We start from the raw sequence: 19,683 nt of genomic DNA, 5'->3' as shown, positions 1-19,683 counted from the left end.
TTAAAGTTTTAGCACTTTTATTATATCTAATATAAAGGAACAACAATCATCTCCTAATTTGATTGCTGTTCCTTTAATAATTATCATTAAATTTTTCTTCAAAAAAATGAAGTTACTCTTTTTGAATTTCTTCGACTGTTGCTTCGACTTCAGATCGTGAAATTTTTTCACGTCCATTTTTCATAGCTTTAAGCGATTTATGTGCAAGTGCTAATGGCAAACGACAGAATAGTAAGATAGATTTCTTATTTATGTCTTTTATATATATATCAGCTTTAGCTAAATTGCTTTCAGCGTATTTAAATAAATCATCCCTACTCCAATCATCTGGAACAAAACTAACACCTCGTTCTTCGTAATCCTCTTGCTGATTGCGCAAAATATTTACAGCCTGTAATCCTCGACCGTATCCGATAGCTAAGTCGCGATCTGTCTTTATACCTGCACAAAATTCCCAAAGTTGTGAAAGCATTACACCAACAAGTCCTGCAACATAATATGTATAATCATCTAAATCCGCTTCAGTATGAATGTCCCAATTTGCTTTTGCCCATTTTGCCATACCATAAGCCATTTCGCTTGAAGCGTCCATTACGATTGTTCTTGTCTTATTTGGACAAGCATCAATCCATTCACTTAAACGCACCGTTACTTCGGGCATCTTATCTTTAACTGGCGCTAAAATTTGCAAATACTTGTCATTATTAAACTGTTCCTTAAATAAATCACTGATTTGCAATAACATGTCGTATTTCATCTCATTTGTTAATTCTTCATGATCTTCAATTTCATCTATCGCACGTAATATCAAGTATGCAGAAGCTACCGAATGCTTTAACTCTTTTTCTAAAAAAGTGATGGGAATATAAAAAGTACGGCTTGTTTCTTTTAAAACGCGCATTGCATCTTTTGGGAATTTCTTGTCTGTCATTTTATTCTTATACCTCCCCTTTTTTTAAATATTATCATACAATTACAAATTTAAATAGAAAATGAATGCCACTGCTTTGTATTATATTTAAATTACTTTTTATATTTTTTACTTATTTGTAAACATTAAATCGTCATATCGTCCTAACACAAAATATTTAAAAACGACCGAGACATCAATTTATCTCGGTCAAATTTTATGAAATTAAATATTTTTGTTCTAGTATTAGCACTTCAACTTTCAAAATCTTAAGTAAACACTTGTGCTATGGATAATTCAACTATAGCCCATATATTACTTTTGTCTTGTTACGTAATCATTCTTAACTACCAGGAGACTACGAATCACTTTGAAAATGGACTTCTATATCACTGCCATGTTAAAAATCACTTGTTAATTGAAATCTACTTTAGATTTTACTTCACTAATAAAATATAAACTTCCAGTGATTATTAAGCCTTTACCATCGTAAGACTCGATAAATTTAACATAATCTTCGACAAGGGCTTTTTGATCATATTTCATATCTTCATAAATTTCTTCTTTTGTTAATGCTTTTGGAAAATCAAAGTCTGTAATATAAAATGTTGAAGCAATCGTCTTAAGTTGATCAATCATAGCATTAATCGGTTTACCTTTAATTGCTGAAAATAAAATATCTATATTATCCACATGATAATAATGTTTCATTGTACTAATCAATGCCTCTACGCTTTCCACATTATGCGCACCATCAATAATCATTAACGGCTGCTCTTTGACTTGTTCAATTCTACCAGTCCAACTAACTGATTCTATGCCGTCAATCATTTTATTGAAGTCTAAATCAACAATCCCGGCTTCATTTAATTCAATCAAAGCTGTAATAGCTAACGCTGCATTTTCTTTTTGATGCTCGCCAACCATGTTTAGTAATAAGGTCTCTAGTTCATAGTCTTTATATCGATAAGTAAATTCTTCATCTTCTGAGATAATACTGATATCACGCTCTAATTCTATGCCTTCAGCATTTTGTTGTTCAACATAATCTCTGATAACTTTAAGCGCTTCTTCATGTTTTACAGCGTAAATAACAGGTGTTTCAGGTTTGACGATTGCACCTTTATCTTTTGCGATATCTACGTAAGTATCGCCTAAAATATCCGTATGATCTAAACCAATACTAGTTAATATTGACAATATTGGCTTAAATACATTAGTTGAATCATTTTTAATTCCTAATCCTGCTTCAACTATTACAAAATCTACTGGGTGAATCTCACCAAAATATAAAAACATCATCGTTGTTATAATTTCAAATTCAGTAGCTGTTCCAAGCTCTGTTTCTATTTCTAATGCTTCACTTACAGGTTTCACTTTTTGAACTAATGCAACAATGTCATCATCATTTATTGGATTACCATTTAAACTAATGCGTTCATTGAAGGTTTCGATAAATGGTGAAGTGAACGTACCCACTTCATATCCGTTATCAACAAGTGCCGATCTTAAATATGAAACTGTAGATCCTTTACCATTTGTACCACCTACATGAATACCATTTATATTAAATTGTGGGTTATTCAAACGCTCTAGCATCCACTCCATGCGTTTGACACCTGGTTTTATACCAAATTTAGTTCGTTCGTGTATCCAATATAAGCTATCTAGGTAATTCATCATAAGGACTCCTATGCTTTTAATTGATTAATTCGTAATTTAACACCGTCATATTTCTCTTGATACGTTTGTTTTTTCTCACGTTCTTCATTAATCACTTTTTCAGGTGCTTTATTGACGAAGTTATCATTTGCTAATTTTTTATTCACACGATCTAACTCTTTTTCCCATTTTAAGAGTTCTTTTTCTAATCGTTCAATTTCTTTTTCCATATCAATCAAGCCTTCAAGCGGAAGCACTACTTCACCGGCTGTTGTTACAGAAGTCATGGCTTTTTCAGGAATTTCAATAGCAGTATCAATCGTTAATTTACTTGGATGACAAAATCTATCAATATAATTAGAATTATTTAATAAAGTATCTTTAATATTTTCATCTTTCGCTTGAATGAAAATAGGAATTGCTTTAGATAATGGCGTATCAACTTCTAATCTTGATTGTCTCACAGATTTAATGATTTCTACGAGTTGTTGCATCGTTTCTTTACTTTCATCAAAAACAAGCGCATCATTTACAGTTGGCCAAGCAGCATTAACAATTGTTTCGCCCTCATGCGGTAAATTTTGCCATATTTGCTCTGTAACAAATGGCATAAATGGATGCAACATTCTCATTGTATTATCAAGTACATAAGTAAGTACAGAACGTGTCACTTGTTTCTGTGCTTCATCTTCACCGTTCATTGGAATCTTACTCATTTCAATGTACCAGTCACAGAATTCATCCCAAATGAAATTGTATAATGTTCTTCCAACTTCTCCAAATTCATATTTGTCACTTAAATCCGTCACATTTGCAATTGTTTCATTTAAGCGTGTAAGAATCCATTTATCAGCCAGTGATAAATCTTTAGATAAATCAACTTGCTCTACTGTGAAGTCTTCACCAATATTCATCATACTAAATCTAGCTGCATTCCAAATTTTATTGATGAAATTCCACACAGATTCTACCTTTTCAGTTGAATAACGCAAATCATGACCTGGTGAAGAACCAGTTGCTAAAAAATAACGTAAACTGTCAGCACCATATTCATCAATAACGTCCATTGGGTCTACACCATTGCCGAGTGATTTACTCATCTTACGTCCATCTTCTGCACGTACCAATCCATGTAATAATACATCATTGAACGGACGTTTTCCAGTAAATTCTAGTCCTTGGAAGATCATTCTTGCTACCCAGAAAAAGATAATATCATAACCGGTAACTAATGCATTCGTCGGAAAATAACGTTGAAAGTCTACAGCCTCAACATCTGGCCATCCTAGTGTAGAAAAAGGCCATAATGCACTTGAGAACCAAGTATCTAAGACATCATCATCTTGTACCCAATTTTCTATATCTTCTGGTGCGTGTTCTCCCACGAATAATTCGCCTGTTTCTTTGTGGTACCAAGCAGGAATTTGATGTCCCCACCACAATTGTCTTGAAATAGTCCAATCTCTAATTTCTTCCATCCAACGATTGAACGTTTTTTCGAAACGTGCAGGAACAAAATCAATTCTATCGTCAGTTTTTTGATTATTTAAAGCTTGCTCAGCTAATGGTTTCATCTTAACAAACCATTGCGTTGATAAGTAAGGTTCTACCACTGCACCAGAGCGTTCAGAATGACCCACTGAGTGTTCATGTTCTTCAATTTTAATCACTAAATTTTCAGCTTCTAAATCTTTTACTAACTGTTCACGACAATCAAAACGATCCATACCTTGATATTTGTCAGCTTTGTCATTCATTTTTCCAGATTCATCCATCACTATAATTCGTTCTAAGTCATGACGATTACCTATTTCAAAGTCATTTGGATCATGTGCTGGTGTCACTTTCATTGCACCACTACCAAATTCAATATCTACATATTCATCTGCTAATATTGGCAATTCTCTACCAACAATTGGTAAAACAACTGATTTACCAATTACATCTTTATAGCGTTCATCATGGGGATTAACTACAATCGCTGTATCACCTAACATTGTTTCAGGTCGCGTTGTCGCAATTTCTATATAACCATTACCATCAGCAAATGGATATTTAAAATGGTAAAACTTGCCTTGAACATCTTCATGAATAACTTCAATATCAGATAAAGCCGTACGCGCAATTGGATCCCAATTGATTATATATTCGCCTCGATATATTAATCCTTTATTGTACATATCGACGAATACTTTTTTAACAGCTTTACTTAAGCCTTCATCTAATGTAAATCTCTCTCTACTATAATCAAGGCCAAGACCCAGTTTTGCCCACTGTTGTCTGATAAAGTTTGCATATTCTTCTTTCCAATCCCATGCTTGTTCAAGGAATTTTTCTCGTCCTAGATCATGTCTAGATAATCCTTGTTCATTTAATTTTGCTTCAACTTTAGCTTGAGTCGCAATGCCGGCATGATCCATTCCTGGTAAATATAAAGTATCATAGCCTTGCATTCGTTTCATACGTGTTAATATATCTTGTAATGTTGTATCCCAAGCGTGTCCTAGGTGTAATTTACCAGTCACGTTTGGTGGCGGTATTACGATTGTATATGTTTCTTTTGAATTATCCTCTTTTGCTTTAAAATATCCACTATTCACCCATTGTTCGTAACGACCAGACTCAACTTCACTCGGATTATATTTTGGTTTCATTTCCATACATTAAAATCCTCCTTAAAAAAATAAAAATATCCGTCCTATCAATATAGGACGGATATTCCGTGGTACCACCTAAATTCAAGAAATTACAAACTAATTTCAAGCACTTAATTACATGATTAACGCTCAAGCACGCTTCAACTTAATAAACAGATATCTTTAAAAATCCGTGTTCAGCTAAAGTTCATTGTGGGCTACCTTCAATAAGATAAATTGTACATTTTCAGCATTTATGTACTCTCTGTTTAATTTAAGCCTATTTACTCTTCCCAGTAGACAATATTTATTTACTTAATTATAGTATAATGGATGTGAAAATAAGTCAATAAAATGGAGTGAAATTTATGAACGAATGCGCATTTGGTACGAAAGACCCTGTTTATTTAAAATATCATGATGAGGTGTGGGGTCAACCACTATATGATAGTCTAAAACTATTTAAACTTATGGCATTAGAATCGCAACATGCCGGTCTTTCATGGTTAACTATATTAAAGAAAAAAGAAGCTTACGAACAAGCATTTTATGATTTTGATCCACACAAAATTGCTAATATGAATGATGAAGATATTAATCAGTTAATGACCTTCCCTAACATAGTGCATAATCGAAAAAAATTAGAAGCAATTGTAAGTCAAGCGAAGGGATATTTTAAAATTGAAAAAGACTTTGGTAGTTTCAGTGATTTTTTATGGTCAACCGTCGATTATGAACCCATTGATTGTGGATACAAACGCCCTAGTGATCGAATTACTGTGGATAAACGAGCTACAGAACTTTCAAAGTCATTAAAAAATTATGGCTTTAAATTTCTAGGTCCTGTGACTGTTTTTTCATTTTTAGAAGCTGCCGGACTGTATAATGCTCATTTAGAATCTTGTCCAAATAATCCTAAACACCTAACATTTTGAAGTAATTATGCGTAGCGACAAGAAGATATCAGACATGAACTAAAATATCTATTAACGAAATATATACAAAAACAGTTCAAGACTGGTATCGTCACATTTTAAAATGACGATACCAGTCTTGAGGCTTACAAAAATACGTGATTAGTTAATAGCAGTATACATGACGTTTACTGCTTTAAATATAGACCAACATAATGTTAGCGATGAACGATGTTTAACTCTATCAACCTAGTTATTTTTTATCGTTTTTCATTTGATGACTCAACATATTTAAGTAATTGTCCTAATAAAGGAGCAATTACAAATAAGATGAAAAATATTCTGAAAATATGATAGCTTGATATCAATGCTACATCTGCGCCTGTTTCAATCGCTACTAATACAATTTGACTCATCCCACCAGGAGCAGCACCTAGGAATAATTCATTTACTGAATGGTTTGATACCATTGAAATTAATAACACCATAATGAAAGCTAATAATATCAAAAATACATTTTGAAAAACTATAGCAACAGCAATTCTTCCTTTCATTTGGTCTAACAATTTAGCTATTTGTATACCGATACGAATCATATAGATGACTTGTGCTGCAGCAACGATATAATTATCTAACGTAAACGTTACACCAGTAAATAAATTCCAAGCAATAAGTACAATGATCGGTGCTAGTAACTGTTTCGTTGGAAAGTTAATCTTGCTCATAATCATATAGATAATAAAGATCGCTAAGGCTAAGATGCATATTTGTGGTATGGACACTACATCAGTCAACGCTTTTGTTGCTGATTTTTCAGCTACACCATTCCCGCTATTATCTCTGAAAAAATATGAAATAAATGGAACTAGAATAACAACAAATATAATTCTTGAGGTTTGAGTCAAACTTACTACCATGATATTCGCTTTTTTATTTTCTTCTGCCATGATTAACATTTGACTTAAGGCGCCTGGGATGACACTGAGAATAGCAGTTTCAGTATTTACATTGGCAATCTTTTTGAAAAAGAAAGCTATCACTAACGCAAGCACCAATAACATTACAGTAATCAAGATAATCGTTAACCAATCATCTTTAATATCAAATAGTACGTCTTTCGTAAAAGTTGATCCAATTTGAACACCTAACAGTACTAAGCCCACTTGGCTAAGCCAAAATGGCCATTCAATTTCAAGACGGAAGACCCTCACGCAAATCACACTTGCAATAATTGGTCCAAACATGAACGGCAATAGTACATGAGCTGCGCTTAAGATTAAACTTAAAATTATAGCAAACAGTAATACAATTATATTATTTCTCAATTGCTTATTCATGTTCTCACAACTTTCATCGTTATCGTTAATCTCAGCATAGCTATATAAACAATAAACGCCCGATCAACTCTCTGGTTGTTCGGGCGTCTTTCAAACTTTATACAATTCGACTTAATGCTGTATCAAATGCTTCTATGGTTTTATGAATATCTTCTTCAGTATGTGAAGTTGAAAGGAAGGTACCCTCAAATTGTGAAGGTGGTAAAAATACGCCCTCTCTTGCCATTTCTCTATACATTTGGCTAAACATTTCTAAATCGCTATTGTTAGCTTGTTCAAAATTCGTAACTGGCCCTGCATTTAAGAAATATCCTATCATAGAACCAGCTCGATTTACAGTGATTGGCACATTATATTTTGCAAAGACTTTTTTTAATCCTTTTTCTAATATGTCACCTAATTTATTGAAGTAGTCATAAGTTTCTGGTGTTAATTGGCTTAAAGTTTCATAACCACTTGTCATTGCTAATGGATTACCAGATAGTGTGCCAGCTTGATATATATCACCTGTTGGCGCTATTTGATCCATTATTTCTTTTTTACCACCAAATGCACCAACTGGTAAACCACCACCAATTACTTTACCTAAACAAGTTAAATCCGGTGTAACATTAAAGTAGCCTTGTGCGCAATTATATCCTACGCGGAAGCCCGTCATCACCTCATCAAAAATTAGTAACGATCCATACGCAGTTGTAATTTCTCTAAGGCCTTCTAAAAATCCTTCGATTGGAGGGACTACCCCCATATTACCTGCTACTGGTTCAACAATCACACCTGCAATGTCATCACCAAACTCTTCAAAAGCAACTTTGATTGCGTCTAAATCATTATAAGGTACCGTTATCGTATTTTTAGCTATACCTTCTGGAACACCAGGTGAATCCGGCAAACCAAGTGTTGCCACACCAGAACCTGCTTTAATTAAAAGTGAATCGCTATGACCATGATAGCAACCAATAAATTTTACAATTTTATTTCTACCTGTATATCCTCGAGCCAAACGCAAAGTATCTAAAGTTGCCTCTGTCCCTGAAGACACCATGCGCACTTTTTCAATAGAAGGCACACGCTCAATAACAAGTTCCGCTAATTTATTTTCCTGTAATGTAGAAGCTCCGAAACTTGTACCATTGTCGACTGCCTCGTGTATCTTGTCGATAACTTGTTTATTCTTGTGACCTAAAATTAAAGGCCCCCAACTTAAGACGTAATCTATATACTCATTACCATCAATATCATATATTCTTGAACCTTCACCATGATCCATAAAAATCGCTGGTGTATCGACCGATTTAAATGCTCTTACTGGACTGTTGACGCCTCCGGGCATTAATTGTTCGGCTTTTACCATTGCTTGTTCTGAGTTACTATATCGCATTATAAAAAACCTCCTATTATTCGTCTAAATAACGACAAATATCTTTTGAAAAATAAGTGATAATCATATCCGCACCAGCACGTTTCATGGAAATCATTTGTTCCATAACGACTGCTTTTTCATCTATCCAACCATTTAGAGATGCAGCTTTTGTCATACTATATTCACCGCTTACATTATAAGCAACAACTGGAACGTTAGTTGTGTTTCTAACATCTCTAATAATATCTAAGAAACTAAGGGCTGGTTTAACAATCATCATATCTGCACCTTCATGAAGATCGCTGTCTAGTTCTCTTAATGCTTCTCTACGATTCGCCGGATCCATTTGATAAGTCTTACGATCTCCAAACTGTGGTGTTGATTCTGCAGCATCACGGAATGGTCCAAAGAAACTTGAAGCATATTTAATTCCGTAGCTCATAATCGGTACATTGTAATAACCTGCTTCATCTAAACCTGCTCTAATTTTTGCTACAAAACCATCCATCATATTACTAGGAGCAATGATATCTGCGCCCGCTTCAACTTGTGAAATCGCTGTTTTCACTAATAATGGCAATGATTTATCATTATCAACATCTTTGGTTTGTTCGTTGATAACACCACAATGGCCATGGTCAGTGTACTCACATAAACATGTGTCGGCTACGATTAATAAGTCATCATACATTGCTTTAGCTTTTCTAGTAGCTTCTTGAACAATGCCGTTATGATCAAAAGCACCTGTACCTATAGCATCTTTTTCGTTAGGTACACCAAAGAACATAATTCCTCTAATGCCTAAATCATAAGCTTCTTTAATTTCCTCATCTAATAAGTTCAGACTTAATTGATAAACACCAGGCATAGATTTAATTTCTTCTTTAACATTATCGCGTTCTACAACAAATATCGGATAAATCAAATCTTCTTTATTTACATGAGTTTCTCGAACTAAACTTCTCATTGAATTACTAGAACGTAATCGTCTATGTCTATCAAATTGCATTTTCTTCCCAACTTTCTAAAATTTTATTGACTAAAGCATCTAAGGTTTGTTTATCAGCTACGATACCCTCTTTTTGAAAATGATTCAACGTATCTAGTGTTTGTTGTCCAATAACAAAATAATTATCAAATGATACTTTTTGGTTATCTTCAAAAAAATAACGTACTGCTGATGAACTTGCGAATGAAATCGCATCAATTTCACCTTGTTCAATTAACATTTTAACATGCTTAATATGCTTTGTATGTGGCACAGGTTTATATAAATTAATCTTTTGAACGCTATAATTTTGTTCAATTAATCCGTTTTCAAGGATAGGTCTAGCAGCTGCGCTAGATGGCAATAAAATTTTGCTGTTTTTTTGTGTTTTAAATGTGTTAAGAAACCCTTCTTGAGAATAGTCATTTGGACAGAATGATACTTTCAATCCAATTGAAGTGCAATAAGCTGCTGTTTTTTCACCAATAACAGCAATTTTATTGTAGTTTACTTTAGCTAAGAACGGTTGAAAAAGTTCAACCGCTTTTTTTGACGAAAAAATAAGCCAATCATAGTGAACATTAAGCAAATTCAAATTAAAGGTTAATGGTTCTACACTTATAAATGGCTTGTGTAGTATACATACATCCTCTTTTAGAAATTCACTCGTCTGTGTCATTACTATAACTGGTCTCATTTTTTATCACCTCGAAGTATTATTGTTCTTCGTTTAGTGCTTTAATTATTTCATATGCGCCTTGCTCATTTAATACTGTGGTAACTTCCTCACCTAATGCAATTGGATCTTTTCCACGTACTGTATGTTCATAGCGTTCTTTACCGTCCGGTGACATAATTAAACCTGTAAATTCGATTGTCCCATCACTTTCTTTTGTTGCATAACCACCTATCGGAACCTGGCAACTTCCATCCATGCGTGTTAAGAAAGTACGTTCAGCAGTTACACAGTCAGCGACATCCTGATTATGAACTTTGCTTAGTAATGATAACAATGCTTCGTCATCTGAACGACACTCAATACCTAAAGCCCCTTGGCCAATCGCTGGTATTAGTGTTTCTTTATCTAAATAGGTTGTGACAATATCATCTGACCAACCCATGCGCTTTAAGCCAGCAGCTGCTAAGATAATCGCATCATAGTCCTCTGTCTCAAGTTTACTTAAGCGTGTATCGATATTTCCTCGTATCCATTTAATCTGCAAATTAGGATATTTTGCAAGAATTTGTGCACCTCGACGCAATGAACTTGTTCCAACGATACTATGATCTGGAAGTTCATTCAACGGTACATGATTTTTTGCGATATATGCATCATATGGATTTTCACGTTCAGGTATACAACCTAAAGTTAACCCTTCTGGTATCACACTCGGAACATCTTTCAAAGAATGTATAGCCATATCAATTTCATGATTAAATAATTCGTTTTGAATTTCTTTGACAAAAAGCCCTTTTCCACCCACTTTTGACAATTGCTTATCAACGATGAGGTCACCTTTTGTAACAATTTCTTTAATTTCTATATCTAAACTTGGATCAATGGCTTTTAATTTATCAATAAATTGTTGGCTTTGCGTTAACGCCAATTTACTTCTTCTTGAACCAACGACTAACTTACGCATGTTGCGTAACCTCCTAGCAATAAATCTATTTATGATTTCATGTTCAGTATATTATATCCCTGTCCATTGATGGAAATCAGATATATGAGAAGCGAATAATAAATTAATCATACTTAAACAAAACAAAATGATATTAAAATAAATCAATTTATGTTTTGATATCGTGTGCCTTACTCTTAACATTAGGTACACCCCATATAATATGGTGATAATTATAGACATAATTACTTTTGGATCTACAATAATCTTCATACCAATCGTGTTGAAGCCCCATTGTGCCCCTAGAATGATGCTTAATATGATAAATATAAACCCTACTAAACTATTATAAAACACAACTTGTTCAAGTGTGGCAACACTGCTGATTCTAAAATATTTTTGATCAAATCGCTTCTGCTTCAAGTTTTTAAATTGAATTAAATATAAAATACTATTTACGAATGCAAACGCAAAAACAGCATAGCTAATAATGGCAAAAGTTACATGCACTATTAGCAATTCATTTATTACATTTAACTTCTCACCTGTACCTTGGTAATGCATTGGTTGAAACGTACTAATTGCGATAAAAACGACCCCGATTAAATTAAATAAAAAAATCGATATATTGACTTGCTTAATGACATTAATCACTATAGATATAGAAATAATAAACCATGATAATGCAAAAAACACATCAAAAACATTTCCCAAGGGCACTTGATTAGTGGCAGTTACATAAAAAGATAAGGAGATTGTTTGTAACACCCAAACAATCCCCAATGTAACAAAACCAATTCTTCTAATCTTATAAAACTTTTTGACAAAATCGAAAAAATAACAAGCAATACTAAATAAATAAATTAATAATATTAGTTCATTTAACCTTATGAACAGAAGTTCTTGCATATCATCACCATTTGCTAATGCTTATTCAAAACTTAATATCTGACCTGTTTTTATATTTTTCTCTCGCTTAGTAGCATCATACGTGTGTTCAGCTTCAATATCAAATATGTTTTGAAATAGCTCTAATTTTTCGTTACTTTTTTTATCACTACTCAATTCTTTAGCTTGTTTTATAGGGTCTTTCAACATTTGGTTTATAATACTTTTTGTGTGTTTTGAAATAATCTTGCGTTCTCTTTCAGTTAAACCTGGCAGTTTTCTATCTATGCTATCCATCGTATCCTCTTGAATTGTCATGGCTTTTTCTCTAAGTGCACGAATTACTGGTACAACGCCCAACATATTCACCCATTCATTATGTGCATCTATTTCATTTGGGATACTTTGTAAAATTTGTTCTGCTGCTAGTTGACGTTCTCTAAGGTTTGCATCTACTAGCCCTTTCAAATCATCAACATCATAATTAAACACGTCTTGGATTGCATCAATGTTTGGTTCGATATCTCTAGGAACTGCAATATCAATCATTACTAACGAATCTGTTTTACGTTCAGTAGCTGTATCTTGTAACATATCATTTGTCACAATATAGTCTTCTGAACTAGTTGAACTAATTACTATATCTACGTCTGCTAAAAGTTTTGGTAGTGACTCCATTGATTCAAATTTAACTTGATGTTTCATTGCTAAATTTTGAGCTTTGCTCAGTGTTCTATTAACAATTGTGATATCTGTTACACCTGAACCAATTAAATTCAAGAGTGACAATTCACTCATATCCCCCGCACCTATGATTAAAGCTTGCTTGTTATTAATTTTGCCAAATACTTTTTTACTAAGTTCAACAGCCGCATATGAAACACTTACTGCATTATCTGCAATATCCGTTTCATTATGTGCCTTTTTCGCAAAAGTAATAGCCTGTTTAAATAAATGATTAAAGATAGCGCCTGTTGTGTCTTCTTCTTGAGCTAAAAAGAATGCATTTCTAATTTGCCCTAAAATTTGTGTCTCACCAAGAACAACAGAATCTAATCCTGAAGTGACTTGCAATAAATGTTTTACTGCTTCGTCCCCCACCTTAACTTCAGTCATATCTTTAATTTCTTCAATATCTAATCCAAATGACCTCGCTAAAAATCTTTGTATATAATAGCGACCAGTGTGAATTTGATCTGCAACAGCATATACTTCTGTTCGATTACAAGTTGAAAGTATAACGTTTTCTAAAATAGATTTCGTTTCATATAAATCAACATTGGCTGAACGTATGGCATCATCTTTAAAAGCAACTTTTTCTCTAAGTGCTACATCTGCAGTACGATGATTAATGCTTACCGCAATTAAATGCATTTATAACGCCCTCCATACATAATACAATACGTAAATTATAACACATTTATTGCCAACGTTAAGTAAATTGCTTTGTAAATTAGAAGAATTATAATCTACAGTCAAATTGTTGTCATAATTATATTTATATCACGGTTATATGTAACTATAAATTGGCATCACTTTATAATCATTACAAATACTTTTCAATAATATTCCAAACTTGCTGTTGATTATTATTTTTGATTGAAGAATAACTTATAATTTCATCCTCAGGTTCCATTTCTAATTTTTGTTGAATATTAGCTAAATGTTTTTGTACTTTTCCTTTTGCAATTTTATCTTCCTTGGTTGCAACTACAAAAGTTGGAATTTCAAAGTATTTCAAGTAATTATACATCAGGATATCGTCTTCTGTTGGATTATGTCTTAAATCAACGAGTTGAATGACTAATTTTAATTCTTCTCTTTGAGAGATATATTTTTCAATCATTTTGCCAAATGCTTCTCGTTGCTTTTTGCTAACTTTAGCATAGCCATATCCTGGTACGTCTACAAATACAAGTTGATTATCTATATTATAAAAATTAAGTGTTTGTGTCTTCCCAGGTTGTTGTGAAGTTCGCGCCATATTTTTTCTACCTATCATACTATTAATAAATGTAGATTTGCCCACATTTGACCTGCCACTTAAGCCTACTTCACTTAAACCTGTTTCTGGATACTGTTCTGGTTTCACAGCACTGATTAATAATTCTATTTCATTAGGATTAACTTTCATTATTCACCCTCTTTTCTTTTAAGCTTGTTGCTTTATTATATTACACAAATTCTCAAATGAATATGTATTTTAATGAAATAACAAATGTCCCATAAAAAAATGAGAGTAAGACCGTAATCAAAAATTAACTTTGATTGCTAAATCCCACTCTCATAACATCACTAAAATATTTAATTAAGCAGATGTCTGTTCTTTATTAACAAGATTTCCATCTTTATCGTATAGTTCCGGTTCTTTTTCCTCATTGATTGTTTCTTCAGTAATCACTACTTTAACAACACCATCTGAAGATGGAACATCATACATAATATCAATCAATGCTTCTTCAATAATAGAGCGTAAACCACGGGCACCCGTTTTACGTTCAATTGCTTTATTACTAATTGCTGATAATGCTTCATCTGTGAATTCTAAAGTAACATCATCAAGCTCAAGCATTTTTGTATATTGTTTAACTAAAGCATTTTTAGGTTGTGTTAAGATGTTTTTCAAAGCATCTACATCCAGTGTTTCTAGGTTAGCTACAATTGGTACACGTCCAATAAATTCTGGGATTAGACCATAAGATTGTAAATCTTCTGGTCTAATTTGTTCAAGAATTGCATCTTCATCATATTTAGATGCTTCACTACTTGAGAAACCAATTACTTTCTCACCTAGTCTACGTTTAATGACTTCATCAATACCATCAAACGCACCACCAAGTACAAATAAAATATTTGTAGTGTCAATTTGTATTAACTCTTGGTTTGGGTGCTTACGCCCACCTTGAGGCGGAACACTTGCAGTTGTACCTTCTAAAATTTTAAGCAGTGCTTGTTGTACACCTTCACCAGACACATCACGTGTAATAGATGTGTTTTCTGATTTTCTCGCAATTTTATCAATTTCATCGACATAAATAATACCTTTTTCGGCTTTATCTATATCAAAATCTGCAGCTTGAATTAAACGTAATAATATATTTTCAACGTCATCGCCAACATAACCTGCTTCTGTTAAACTTGTTGCATCCGCGATAGCAAACGGTACGTTCAATGTTCTAGCTAATGTTTGTGCTAAAAGTGTTTTACCACTACCAGTTGGACCTATTAAAGCGACATTACTTTTTTGTAATTCAACTTCATCTTCGTTAGGGCCTAATTGTTGAACACGTTTATAGTGATTATAGACAGCAACAGCTAAAGATTTTTTAGCTTTTTCTTGTCCAATGACATAATCATTTAACTTGTCCATAATTTCTTTAGGTGTTGGTAATTCAGTTAAACCTTCAGGTTCTGACTGAGCTAATTCTTCCTCAACAATTTCTGAGCATAGCTCAATACACTCATTACAAATATACACGCCACTTCCTGCAACCAATTTTTTAACTTGATCTTGATCTTTACCACAGAAAGAACATTTTAAATTTTCTTCATCTTCATTGAATTTGAACATTCTATTTACACCCCTATTCCCTAAAGACTATACTAGATAGTATTTTAATATGCAACTTGCAGCTTTAACAAGTTATTTGCACAAAATAGTGTAGCAGACACATTGTTTGAATGCATCTGCTACTGATTTACTATATTAAACGACTAACATATAAGTCACAAAGCAATTTGCTCTAATGATATTTAGTTACGCTTCTGAGTCATCTTTAGATGGTTCTACTAATTTAGCTTCATCAACTAATAAATCAATTACTTTTTGGATACGCACATCATTTTTAACAATATCCGTATTACCTAGTGTTTGTTTAATATCTTCTACTGAAATATTAAATTGTTCACTCATTTTTTCTAATTCTTTATCAATATCCGCATCTGAAACTTCGATTTCTTCTGCATCAGCAATAGCAGTTAATGTTAAGTTTGTTTTAACACGTTCTTCTGCATCATCTTTCATTTGTTCTCTTAATTGTGACTCATCTTGACCTGAAATTTGGAAATAAGTTTCTAAGTTAAGTCCTTGTTGTTGCATACGTTGTCCAAATTCTTGAACCATGCGATCTAATTCAGTGTTAATCATTGCCTCAGGAACATCAATTGAAGCGTTGTTTGCTGCTTTGTTAATTGTTTCTTCTTTTTGATTGTTTTCAGCATCTGTTTCTTTTTGTTCAGTTAAACGTTTACGCAAGTTTTCTTTGTACTCATCAACAGTGTTTGCTTCTGAATCTAATTCGTTAGCTATTTCATCTGTCAATTCTGGAACGTCTTTATATTTAATTTCATTAACTTTTGTTTTAAAAGTAGCTTCTTTACCAGCTAATTCTTCAGCATGATATTCTTCTGGGAAAGTTACGTTAACATCTTTCTCTTCACCAGTTTTAACTCCTACTAATTGCTCTTCGAATCCTGGAATAAATGAACCTGAACCAATTTCAAGATCATAGCCTTCAGCTTGGCCACCTTCAAATTGTTCTCCATCTACATAGCCATCAAAATCGATGTTAACTGTGTCGCCATTTTCAATAGCGCCATCTTCTTTAACCACCATTTCAGCTAAGTGACCTAATTGATGATCAATTGATTCTTGTATTTCTTCATCAGTTAACTCGACATCTTGTTTTTCAACTTCTAAACCTTTGTAATCACCTAATTGAACTTCTGGTTCTACAACAACATTTGCTTCAAATGTCATTTCACTACCTTTTTCAATTGATGTTACATTAATTTCAGGTTGATCAACTGGTTTAATGCCAGTTTCGTCAATAGCCTCACCATATGCTTCTGGTAATAAGATATCAACTGCATCTTGATATAATGCTTCTACGCCAAAGCGTTGTTCAAAAATCGGACGAGGTACTTTCCCTTTACGGAAGCCTGGTACGTTTATTTGTTTCACCACTTTTTTGAAAGCTTGATCAATTGCTTTGTCTACTTTTTCTGCTGGAACTGTAACGCTTAATACGCCTTCGTTACCTTCCTTTTTTTCCCAAGTTGCTGTCATGTATAAAAACCTCCATGATTATCCTATTTTATTTTTTCAACTTCACTATTATAGCACACGACTATGTCCTACACAAACCCTGTGCTTATATCGCTTTATTTTCTTGTAAAATTTTAACATTATTTGAAAAATAGTCGTACTACTTTTAATCATTACCCAATTCATTGACGATTAATTATTCGATTCTATCAAATGATGTAATAAATTTAATTACATCATTTGATTCATCTAAAATTTCTAAACCTAGCATTGATTTAAAATAATTAGTATATGCTTCAATCCAAGCATTGTTATCTGCAATTCTCTCTATGTCTAATGGGTATAATAAAATTGCGTGATTATTCATTAGATGTAGGGCTTCTTCGATTATTTGGGCAGCATCTTCTTCAATACATTCAATTACCTTTGGAATGATTGTTAATTTAAATAACGTATGTTCTAAGCCAGGCAGATGATTTGGTATGACTTCCATATTATAATCGAACTTTTGAATATCCAACACTTGATCGTATTCTGCGAATCTTAAGTATTCAAGCATGATACTTAACACATTATCCGCGAGTTTTACATTATCTATAATATTTACAACAGTACTTTGATATCGAAACTGGTTAAAATCAATTAGCGTTAAAATGGTATTGATTTGATCACGCAGTGAAATAGTGTCAAAATTCTGAAGCATATGTGTAGCATGTTCATTATGTTTATCAATTTGGCTCAATGCATGCTCTTTGATTGGAAATAATTCCATTCTCGTCCTATGATTATTGACTTCTTCAATAATTTGGTTGATTACTTCCACTACTTCAAAATATTGACCGAGACCGTTTAAACTTTTCACATAATACACCATCAAGTCATCATACTTTGTTGTGCCTTGCTTAAGTAAAATAATAGCTTCTTCACGCAATTCAAGAAAATGTTGCATCTTATATAGCATTGCACATTTTAGTAACGCCATTTGTTCATCTAATTCAAATTGTTCTTCAAAGCGTTCTACAAGCTGATACATTTCATCTAAATCATTGTTATTAAATGATTGCTTGATTTCTCTTCTCAATTTATCTTTTGATCGTGGAAAAGGAATGATATCTGACATCTTTTACACCCCTATTGTTTAGCTTGTAATATTAATGCACTCCATGATTCAAATTCATCATAGTTATCAATTTTACTCTGATCTACCCATTTAATTCTTAATGTATCTGTTTCCTTAGATTCAACATCGTTGCTATTTACATTAATTTTAAATACAACACCGAGGTGAACTTCTCCGACCTCATTGTTATCATCGTTTATAAAACCTATATAAGCTAAATTCTGTGACTTGCTATCAGATAAACCCACTTCTTCTTCTAATTCTCTTTGTGCATTGACTCTCAAGACCTCGTTTATAGATTCGGCGCCTTTAACATCATTCATATGGCCACCAACACCAATTGATGATTGGCCATGTAAACGAGACTCACCGCCACCCGATAAGCGTTCATAAACTAAAATTTCATCATGTTCATTTTCTAAAATACAATATGAAATTAATTGTTTATACGATGGATCTTCTTCCATATCACCGCGTCGCTTCACGTCGTACTTTCCTAGTGTGTCAAAAATAGCTTGACCTTTTGTAGTGTTTTTATCTAAGAAACCGTTGAATCTGTTTTTTTCATTATCAAATAAAATCGTTCTTGGAACTACCGTAATCATTTCATCAAATTTAGACATTAGGTTCTCCTTAAAATATGACTTCTTAATTATTTTATCAAATGAAAGTTATTTATCAAAATGATTATTCTAAGTTGGCTCACCATTTTGTAATAGTCCTTCATCAATCCAAATAACCCGAAGTTTCTATGTATTTTTGTGCATTAAAGTCAAGTAAAAATAAAAGAGATGTACACAATTGTACATCTCTTTACTTGATTATTATTTTAAAGCGTCTTTAGCTTTAGCCACTAATTCACCGAAAGCTTTTTCGTCTGAAATAGCAATTTCAGAAAGCATTTTACGGTTGATATCAATTTCAGCTTTTTTCAAACCATTCATTAATCTAGAATAGCTCATGTCATGTTGACGAGCTGCTGCATTGATACGTGTAATCCACAATTTACGGAAATCACGTTTTCTTTGACGACGGTCACGGAATGCATATTGACCTGATTTCATAACTTGTTGTTTTGCTACTTTATATAATGTACGTTTTGAACCGAAGTAACCTTTAGCTAATTTAATCGTCTTTTTACGACGCGCTCTTGTTACTGTTCCACCTTTAACTCGTGGCATAATAAATTCCTCCTC

Annotated in this window: 17 protein-coding genes and 1 other annotated feature; of the genes, 1 reads left to right on the top strand and 16 read right to left on the bottom strand. The window is 33.0% G+C overall.

All coding sequences use genetic code 11. From position 1 onward, the window contains the following. Window positions 1-112: 112 nt before the first annotated feature. The 3 genes from BTJ66_RS01320 to BTJ66_RS01310 form a co-directional block, all read right to left on the bottom strand. On the bottom strand, window positions 113-931 hold the full coding sequence (locus BTJ66_RS01320) for a squalene/phytoene synthase family protein (protein ID WP_099089197.1): 819 nt from the start codon (window positions 929-931) through the stop codon (window positions 113-115). 393 nt (window positions 932-1,324) lie between these two features. Next, a complete protein-coding gene (locus tag BTJ66_RS01315) occupies window positions 1,325-2,590 on the bottom strand; it encodes a bifunctional folylpolyglutamate synthase/dihydrofolate synthase (RefSeq protein ID WP_099089196.1) in 1,266 nt (421 codons plus the stop codon). A gap of 11 nt (window positions 2,591-2,601) precedes the next feature. Then, complete coding sequence (locus tag BTJ66_RS01310) at window positions 2,602-5,232, bottom strand: valine--tRNA ligase (protein ID WP_099089195.1); 2,631 nt, start codon at window positions 5,230-5,232, stop codon at window positions 2,602-2,604. Window positions 5,233-5,276: 44 nt separating this feature from the next. Continuing rightward, window positions 5,277-5,518 (bottom strand) — a binding site (T-box leader). A gap of 58 nt (window positions 5,519-5,576) precedes the next feature. On the opposite strand from BTJ66_RS01310, the gene BTJ66_RS01305 reads away from it, so the two are divergent. Further along, window positions 5,577-6,143: a DNA-3-methyladenine glycosylase I gene (locus tag BTJ66_RS01305; RefSeq protein ID WP_099089194.1), complete on the top strand. Its 567-nt coding sequence runs from the start codon at window positions 5,577-5,579 to the stop codon at window positions 6,141-6,143. A 239-nt stretch (window positions 6,144-6,382) separates the two neighbouring features. Here the strand turns inward: BTJ66_RS01305 and BTJ66_RS01300 are convergent, their stop codons facing one another. The 13 genes from BTJ66_RS01300 to rplT all read right to left on the bottom strand — a co-directional run bounded on the left by BTJ66_RS01300 (window position 6,383) and on the right by rplT (window position 19,668). Then, complete coding sequence (locus BTJ66_RS01300) at window positions 6,383-7,459, bottom strand: AbrB family transcriptional regulator (protein WP_099089193.1); 1,077 nt, start codon at window positions 7,457-7,459, stop codon at window positions 6,383-6,385. A 97-nt stretch (window positions 7,460-7,556) separates the two neighbouring features. After that, a complete protein-coding gene (gene hemL / locus BTJ66_RS01295) occupies window positions 7,557-8,840 on the bottom strand; it encodes a glutamate-1-semialdehyde 2,1-aminomutase (protein WP_099089192.1) in 1,284 nt (427 codons plus the stop codon). A gap of 16 nt (window positions 8,841-8,856) precedes the next feature. Beyond that, complete coding sequence (gene hemB, locus BTJ66_RS01290) at window positions 8,857-9,831, bottom strand: porphobilinogen synthase (protein ID WP_099089191.1); 975 nt, start codon at window positions 9,829-9,831, stop codon at window positions 8,857-8,859. Continuing rightward, window positions 9,821-10,507: a uroporphyrinogen-III synthase gene (locus BTJ66_RS01285; protein WP_099089190.1), complete on the bottom strand. Its 687-nt coding sequence runs from the start codon at window positions 10,505-10,507 to the stop codon at window positions 9,821-9,823. Before BTJ66_RS01285 ends, hemB begins: the two co-directional genes overlap by 11 nt. A gap of 19 nt (window positions 10,508-10,526) precedes the next feature. Next, a complete protein-coding gene (hemC, locus tag BTJ66_RS01280; protein WP_099089189.1) occupies window positions 10,527-11,453 on the bottom strand; it encodes a hydroxymethylbilane synthase in 927 nt (308 codons plus the stop codon). A 51-nt stretch (window positions 11,454-11,504) separates the two neighbouring features. Further along, on the bottom strand, window positions 11,505-12,341 hold the full coding sequence (gene ccsA / locus BTJ66_RS01275) for a cytochrome c biogenesis protein CcsA (RefSeq protein ID WP_099089188.1): 837 nt from the start codon (window positions 12,339-12,341) through the stop codon (window positions 11,505-11,507). A gap of 21 nt (window positions 12,342-12,362) precedes the next feature. Next, entirely contained in the window at window positions 12,363-13,694 is a 1,332-nt protein-coding gene (gene hemA, locus BTJ66_RS01270) for a glutamyl-tRNA reductase (protein WP_099089187.1), read from the bottom strand. Window positions 13,695-13,866: 172 nt separating this feature from the next. Next, entirely contained in the window at window positions 13,867-14,454 is a 588-nt protein-coding gene (gene yihA / locus BTJ66_RS01265) for a ribosome biogenesis GTP-binding protein YihA/YsxC (protein ID WP_099089186.1), read from the bottom strand. A gap of 174 nt (window positions 14,455-14,628) precedes the next feature. Next, window positions 14,629-15,891: an ATP-dependent Clp protease ATP-binding subunit ClpX gene (gene clpX, locus BTJ66_RS01260; protein WP_099089185.1), complete on the bottom strand. Its 1,263-nt coding sequence runs from the start codon at window positions 15,889-15,891 to the stop codon at window positions 14,629-14,631. A gap of 186 nt (window positions 15,892-16,077) precedes the next feature. Then, window positions 16,078-17,388: a trigger factor gene (gene tig / locus BTJ66_RS01255; RefSeq protein ID WP_099089184.1), complete on the bottom strand. Its 1,311-nt coding sequence runs from the start codon at window positions 17,386-17,388 to the stop codon at window positions 16,078-16,080. A gap of 175 nt (window positions 17,389-17,563) precedes the next feature. Beyond that, on the bottom strand, window positions 17,564-18,487 hold the full coding sequence (locus tag BTJ66_RS01250) for a hypothetical protein (RefSeq protein ID WP_099089183.1): 924 nt from the start codon (window positions 18,485-18,487) through the stop codon (window positions 17,564-17,566). Between the two features lie 11 nt (window positions 18,488-18,498). Continuing rightward, on the bottom strand, window positions 18,499-19,110 hold the full coding sequence (locus BTJ66_RS01245) for an NUDIX domain-containing protein (RefSeq protein WP_099089182.1): 612 nt from the start codon (window positions 19,108-19,110) through the stop codon (window positions 18,499-18,501). 201 nt (window positions 19,111-19,311) lie between these two features. Next, window positions 19,312-19,668: a 50S ribosomal protein L20 gene (rplT, locus tag BTJ66_RS01240; RefSeq protein ID WP_002483065.1), complete on the bottom strand. Its 357-nt coding sequence runs from the start codon at window positions 19,666-19,668 to the stop codon at window positions 19,312-19,314. Between the last annotated feature and the right edge of the window lie 15 nt (window positions 19,669-19,683).

Origin of the sequence: Staphylococcus edaphicus (genome assembly GCF_002614725.1) — a bacterium.
GTDB lineage: Bacteria > Bacillota > Bacilli > Staphylococcales > Staphylococcaceae > Staphylococcus > Staphylococcus edaphicus.
Note: the sequence above shows the minus strand (reverse complement) of the source record. Positions and strands in the feature narration are given on the sequence as shown.

What these genes read in the sequence shown, in the direction of transcription:
- BTJ66_RS01320 (WP_099089197.1), bottom strand. Translation starts at nt 931, where the DNA reads ATGACAGACAAGAAATTCCCAAAAGATGCAATGCGCGTTTTAAAAGAA.
- BTJ66_RS01300 (WP_099089193.1), bottom strand. Translation starts at nt 7,459, where the DNA reads ATGAATAAGCAATTGAGAAATAATATAATTGTATTACTGTTTGCTATA.
- BTJ66_RS01285 (WP_099089190.1), bottom strand. Translation starts at nt 10,507, where the DNA reads ATGAGACCAGTTATAGTAATGACACAGACGAGTGAATTTCTAAAAGAG.
- rplT (WP_002483065.1), bottom strand. Translation starts at nt 19,668, where the DNA reads ATGCCACGAGTTAAAGGTGGAACAGTAACAAGAGCGCGTCGTAAAAAG.
- tig (WP_099089184.1), bottom strand. Translation starts at nt 17,388, where the DNA reads ATGACAGCAACTTGGGAAAAAAAGGAAGGTAACGAAGGCGTATTAAGC.
- BTJ66_RS01315 (WP_099089196.1), bottom strand. Translation starts at nt 2,590, where the DNA reads ATGAATTACCTAGATAGCTTATATTGGATACACGAACGAACTAAATTT.
- BTJ66_RS01310 (WP_099089195.1), bottom strand. Translation starts at nt 5,232, where the DNA reads ATGGAAATGAAACCAAAATATAATCCGAGTGAAGTTGAGTCTGGTCGT.
- hemL (WP_099089192.1), bottom strand. Translation starts at nt 8,840, where the DNA reads ATGCGATATAGTAACTCAGAACAAGCAATGGTAAAAGCCGAACAATTA.
- yihA (WP_099089186.1), bottom strand. Translation starts at nt 14,454, where the DNA reads ATGAAAGTTAATCCTAATGAAATAGAATTATTAATCAGTGCTGTGAAA.
- BTJ66_RS01250 (WP_099089183.1), bottom strand. Translation starts at nt 18,487, where the DNA reads ATGTCAGATATCATTCCTTTTCCACGATCAAAAGATAAATTGAGAAGA.
- hemC (WP_099089189.1), bottom strand. Translation starts at nt 11,453, where the DNA reads ATGCGTAAGTTAGTCGTTGGTTCAAGAAGAAGTAAATTGGCGTTAACG.
- hemA (WP_099089187.1), bottom strand. Translation starts at nt 13,694, where the DNA reads ATGCATTTAATTGCGGTAAGCATTAATCATCGTACTGCAGATGTAGCA.
- BTJ66_RS01245 (WP_099089182.1), bottom strand. Translation starts at nt 19,110, where the DNA reads ATGTCTAAATTTGATGAAATGATTACGGTAGTTCCAAGAACGATTTTA.
- hemB (WP_099089191.1), bottom strand. Translation starts at nt 9,831, where the DNA reads ATGCAATTTGATAGACATAGACGATTACGTTCTAGTAATTCAATGAGA.
- ccsA (WP_099089188.1), bottom strand. Translation starts at nt 12,341, where the DNA reads ATGCAAGAACTTCTGTTCATAAGGTTAAATGAACTAATATTATTAATT.
- clpX (WP_099089185.1), bottom strand. Translation starts at nt 15,891, where the DNA reads ATGTTCAAATTCAATGAAGATGAAGAAAATTTAAAATGTTCTTTCTGT.
- BTJ66_RS01305 (WP_099089194.1), top strand. Translation starts at nt 5,577, where the DNA reads ATGAACGAATGCGCATTTGGTACGAAAGACCCTGTTTATTTAAAATAT.